The 4,899-nt window shown below is 42.9% G+C and carries 4 protein-coding genes; all 4 read right to left on the bottom strand.

All coding sequences use genetic code 11. From position 1 onward, the window contains the following. Positions 1 to 165: 165 nt before the first annotated feature. Positions 166 to 594, bottom strand: a complete 429-nt coding sequence (locus B4H32_RS03330) for a hypothetical protein (protein ID WP_004683248.1) — start codon at positions 592 to 594, stop codon at positions 166 to 168. Positions 595 to 604: 10 nt separating this feature from the next. Then, positions 605 to 811 (bottom strand): YheV family putative metal-binding protein, encoded by a 207-nt coding sequence (locus B4H32_RS03325; protein WP_004660391.1) that lies wholly within the window; start codon positions 809 to 811, stop codon positions 605 to 607. A 38-nt stretch (positions 812 to 849) separates the two neighbouring features. Continuing rightward, positions 850 to 2,889, bottom strand: coding sequence for a M3 family metallopeptidase (locus B4H32_RS03320; protein WP_286799988.1), 2,040 nt, complete (start codon positions 2,887 to 2,889; stop codon positions 850 to 852). 144 nt (positions 2,890 to 3,033) lie between these two features. Continuing rightward, on the bottom strand, positions 3,034 to 4,899 hold a 1,866-nt coding region (gene rnr / locus B4H32_RS03315; protein WP_286799982.1), incomplete at its 5' end, for a ribonuclease R.

The following is a 4,899-nucleotide window of genomic DNA, read 5'->3' as shown; positions in this document are numbered from 1 at the left end:
ATCTATTGTATGCTTCTCTGCAAGAGAAAGAAATGAGCTGTGGATTTCATTAAAGGCGGTCTAACATTGCTGGGAATCCTGATGGCCCACACCTTTCAAAAACCGATTCAATAATAAAAAGCCTTAACTGAGGTTAAAGCTTTTTGACCTTTTATTTCATGGGATTTATTTCTGCGCCGCGATTTGCGCTTCCAGTAGTTTGACCTGTTCCTCTTTAAGCTTAAGCAGTGCATCGACATCATCATGCTGCTGCTTGAGTTCCTGCTGTTGATCCTTAAGCTGCTGATGAATATCATCCAGTTTGGCAATTTCCTCTTTCGCCAAACTGTCATTTGCTGGAAGCGGCTCTTTAATAATTGATTCCTCAACCAACTGGATTGGTTTGGCAACTTCGCTGCTGGCTGCTGTTGGTTCAGCTGTAACAGCGGTTTGCTGTTTTACTGTCGCAGCTGGTTGTGTAGCTGTGGTTGTCGATTGCTGATCTTTTTGTGCCAAAAACCATTGCACAGCAAGAAACAAAACCACAACAACGCTAATTCCACCAATTATCATCCATAATAATTTGGAATTTTGAGTTTGGTATGTGGACATCATTTTTAACCTTCTAGTCAAAATGACGAGGTTTGAATTGTATCACTCCAATTTCATCTGGCTCAGCGGGTTGTTGCTCTTCCACGTGGGTCGGGCGTTTTTCACTATAAGCACATTCGATACATTCAATCCACTCGTCATCCACAGTGATGATCTTAACTACACGATCTAACGCGCCACATTTAGGGCATTTTGCACCCGCGATGAACTGTCTTTTCATGTCAGTTAATACCATGCTGTGAACAATAATGACGTAGTTTAAGCGGTTTTATCGGTGTTCGTCCAACCTTGATGGCGTAATAATGCATCTATTTTTGGTTCTCTTTTTCTGAAATTGCGAAATGCATCAAGTGCAGTATTTTTTCCGCCAACTGCTAGAATAAACTTTCTAAACTCTTTTCCAGTCTCGGTATTAAAAATACCTTCGCTTTCAAAGCGGTCAAAGGCATCACTGGCTAAGACCTCAGCCCATTTATAGGAATAATAGCCCGCAGCATAGCCACCCGCGAAAATATGGCTAAAACTATGCTGGAAACGGTTATAGGGAACCGTTGGCACCACTGCAAATTTGGCTCGAATATCGTTCAGCGTTTCCTGAATCTGCTGGCTGTTTAAAGCAGGTGTTTGGCGGTGAATTGTTAAATCAAACAGGGCAAATTCAATCTGACGTAGCGTTTGCATACCAGACTGGAAGAAACGTGCATTGAGCAGGGCAGATAGCAATTCTTGTGGCAATGTTTGCTTGGTCTCGGTATGTTCACTGAGCACATCAAGGCTTTCATTATCCCATGCCCAAAATTCCATAAACTGACTTGGCAACTCCACTGCATCCCACGCCACACCATGCGTCCCTGCCACTGAGATATTATCCACTTCGGTCAGCATGTGATGTAAACCATGACCAAACTCATGGAACAAGGTAATCACTTCATCATGGGTCAGCAAGGCAGGTTGATCGCCAATCGGTGGGGTAAAGTTGCAGACCATGTAGCAAATGGGTTTTTGTAGACCATTGGCCGTTTGCACACGAGAACGGAAACCACTCATCCATGCGCCACCACGTTTGCCATTGCGTGCATATAAATCAAAATAGAAACCGCCGACCACTTGACCTTGATCTTCAATTTCGAAATAACGTACATCATCCTGCCAAACAGGCGCCTGGCGTTCAACGATCTGGATACCGTAAAGGCGCTGCACAATCTGGAATAAACCTTGAACCACTTTTGGTGCAGGGAAATACGGTTTAAGCGCTTCCTGAGAAAGATTGAACTGTTGTTGTTTCAACTTCTCAGAATAATAGGTTGAATCCCAAGGTTTGAGTTCTTCAATTCCATCTTGTTGTGCAATACTTTTTAGTTCAGCAATTTCAGCAAGTGCAGGCGTACGCGCATGCTCTGCCAAATCTACTAAGAATTGATGAACAGTTTCAACATCAGGTGCCATTTTGCTGGCAAGGGAATATTCAGCAAAGTTGTTAAAGCCAAGTAGTTGTGCCATTTCCTGACGTAAGCTCAGGATTTCTTCCATCACAGGCGTGTTATCAAACTCGGTTTTATCCGATTGATCTGATGCACGGGTGACATAGGCTTTGTACAGCTCTTCTCGCAACTCACGATCATCAGCATAAGTCATGATCGCAAAATATGCAGGAAAGTCCAATGTCGCAACCGCTTGCTCAAGCTCACGTTGTTGTCCGTATTGTTTTAACAGTTCAACACTGCTTTGAGGTAAACCTTTAAGTTGTGCTTCCGTTAAAGGCTTGAAATAGGCTTGGGTTGCATCGAGCACATGGTTTGAGAAGTCTGAAGACAGCTGTGATAAACGTGCCGAGACTTCTGCATAACGCTTTTTAGCTTCGCCTTGGAGTGCAACACCAGACAGTTTAAAGTCACGTAGCGCGAGTTTAATGGCGCTTTGCTGTGCTTCGCTGAGGGTCTGGAAAATGCTACTGTCATGAATCTGTTGATAGGTTTGATACAGCGCCGTGTGTTGCCCCAGTTGTGTATAGTATTCACTGAGGCTTGGGAGTAGTGATTGGTAAACTTCACGGGTTTCGGCATTGTTCATCACGGCATTGAGGTGCGACAAAATGCCCCATGACTCACTCATGTTATTTTCAAGCTGATCAACTTCGGTCAAGGTTGCCAATTGTGCCTCGCTGTTTTGTGGCACTTCCTTGAGTTGATTTAAGAAGTTTTGACCGTTTTGAATGGTTTGTTCAATTTGTTGTTTTAGGTCAGCAAGTTGAATTTGATCAAATTGAGGAACGGGAAGTGTCGCTTGTTGGAGTGTCATTGTATTTTTGCCATATCATCTTTAAACATAGGTATAGATGTAGGGCTTAGAGGGGGAGAAATCAAGTAAGAGAGATGTTAAATCCAAATAAAATAGCCCTATTAAAATAGGGCTATTGTGGAACACGGAAAATATTGAGCTAAATTAGTCCTGCTTAGCTTTCGCATTGGACTTTTTCTTTTTTACTTTCTTCTTGGCTTTTTCTTTGCTTTCAGGCTTGGTTGAAGCTTTTTTAGCAGGCTTTTTGGTATAAGAACTTGGTTTGCTCTTATCCTTTTTCTTGCGTACAGGCTTCTCACCATCTTCACTGATTTGAGAAGTTGCGGATGGTTTACTAAAAACCTCTTCAGTAGCTAGAGCTTTGGTAGATGTGGTGCGGGGGGCTTTATGGCGAATCACACGCCCCAAATGCGTCAACTGTTGAACCAATTTGAAGTCAATTTTACGTTCTTCCAGATTGACGCCTGCAACCTGAATCTTGACTTCATCGCCGAGACTAAAGGATTGACCGCGATTCTGTCCAACTAAACTCTGACTTGCTTGATCATATAAGAAATAATCTTCACCCAGTTGGCTGACATGAATCATACCATCCACATATAAATCTTTGAGTGTAACGAATAGACCAAACTCAGTCACCGCACTAATAATACCAACAAACTCATCGCCTAAATGCTGTTGCATATAATGGCATTTCAACCATGTGGTGACGCTACGTGAAGCTTCATCGGCACGACGTTCAGTTTGTGAAAAATGCTCGCCAGCTTCATCTAAAGCGGCACCAGACAATGGATAAGCTTTCTTATCGAGATAGGCTTTAATTGCGCGGTGTAACAATAAATCTGGGTAACGACGAATTGGTGAGGTGAAATGCGTATAAGCTTCATAAGCAAGACCATAATGTCCTGCATTATTCGCACCATAATAGGCTTGCATCATTGAGCGTAACAACACCGCATGAATACTTGGTGCATCTAAACGATCTTTGGTTGCTTCAATGACTCGTTGATAATCGGCTTGTGTTGGTTGCTCTGGGAATGGCAAACCGAGTAATTTGACGAAATCACGGACTTTTTGAATACGTGAGAATTCTGGCGCTTCATGTACACGATACAACATCGGAATATCATGTTCTAATGAGTATTCAGCTGCGGCAACGTTCGCCAATAACATACATTCTTCAATCAGTTTATGCGCATCATTACGAGTACGTGGCAAGATTTCCTTGATTCCACCTAACTCATCAAAGGTCATATAGGTTTCAATGGTTTCAAATTCCATCGCATGACGTTTGGCACGTAGTTCTTTTAGTGTCTGATAAAGCTGGAATAGGGTATTTAACGATTTATGAACGCTTTTATCTTGCGGAATGGCATCGGTTGCACCGTCAAAATAAGCAGCCACCTGATTATAGGTCAAACGTGCTTTGGAATGCATCACCGCAGGGTAGAACTCATAACCTGTGACTTTACCTGCACGTGACAGTTTTAAATCGCAGACCATACACAGACGGTCAACATGCGGATTGAGAGAACACAATCCATTTGACAATGCTTCTGGCAACATTGGCAAAACAAAGTGTGGGAAATAAACCGATGTACCACGTTCTTCAGCTTCTTCATTTAAAGGTGAGTCTAAACGGACATAATGGCTCACGTCTGCAATTGCCACGACAACACGGTAACCACCGCCTGCACGCTTCTCTGCATACACGGCATCGTCAAAGTCACGTGCATCTTCACCATCAATCGTGACGAGTGGTAAATCGCGTAAATCAACACGACCTTTGCGATCTTGTTCTGAAGGTTCTTTAAAACTTTCAGCTTCTTTAATGACGGCCTCTGGAAATTCATAAGGCAAACCAAATTCTAAAATGGTTTGTGGAATAATAATTTCAGTGTCAGCTTTGTCCGCCATCGACTGTACAACATGACCTGTCGCTAATTCTTCACGAGTCGGGTAATCATCAATCGCAACTCGTAGCATATCGCCAACTTTGGCATTGGCATG

It is taken from the genome of Acinetobacter sp. UBA2063, assembly GCF_002333245.1.
GTDB lineage: Bacteria > Pseudomonadota > Gammaproteobacteria > Pseudomonadales > Moraxellaceae > Acinetobacter > Acinetobacter parvus.
This window is presented reverse-complemented; position numbering and strand designations above follow the sequence as displayed.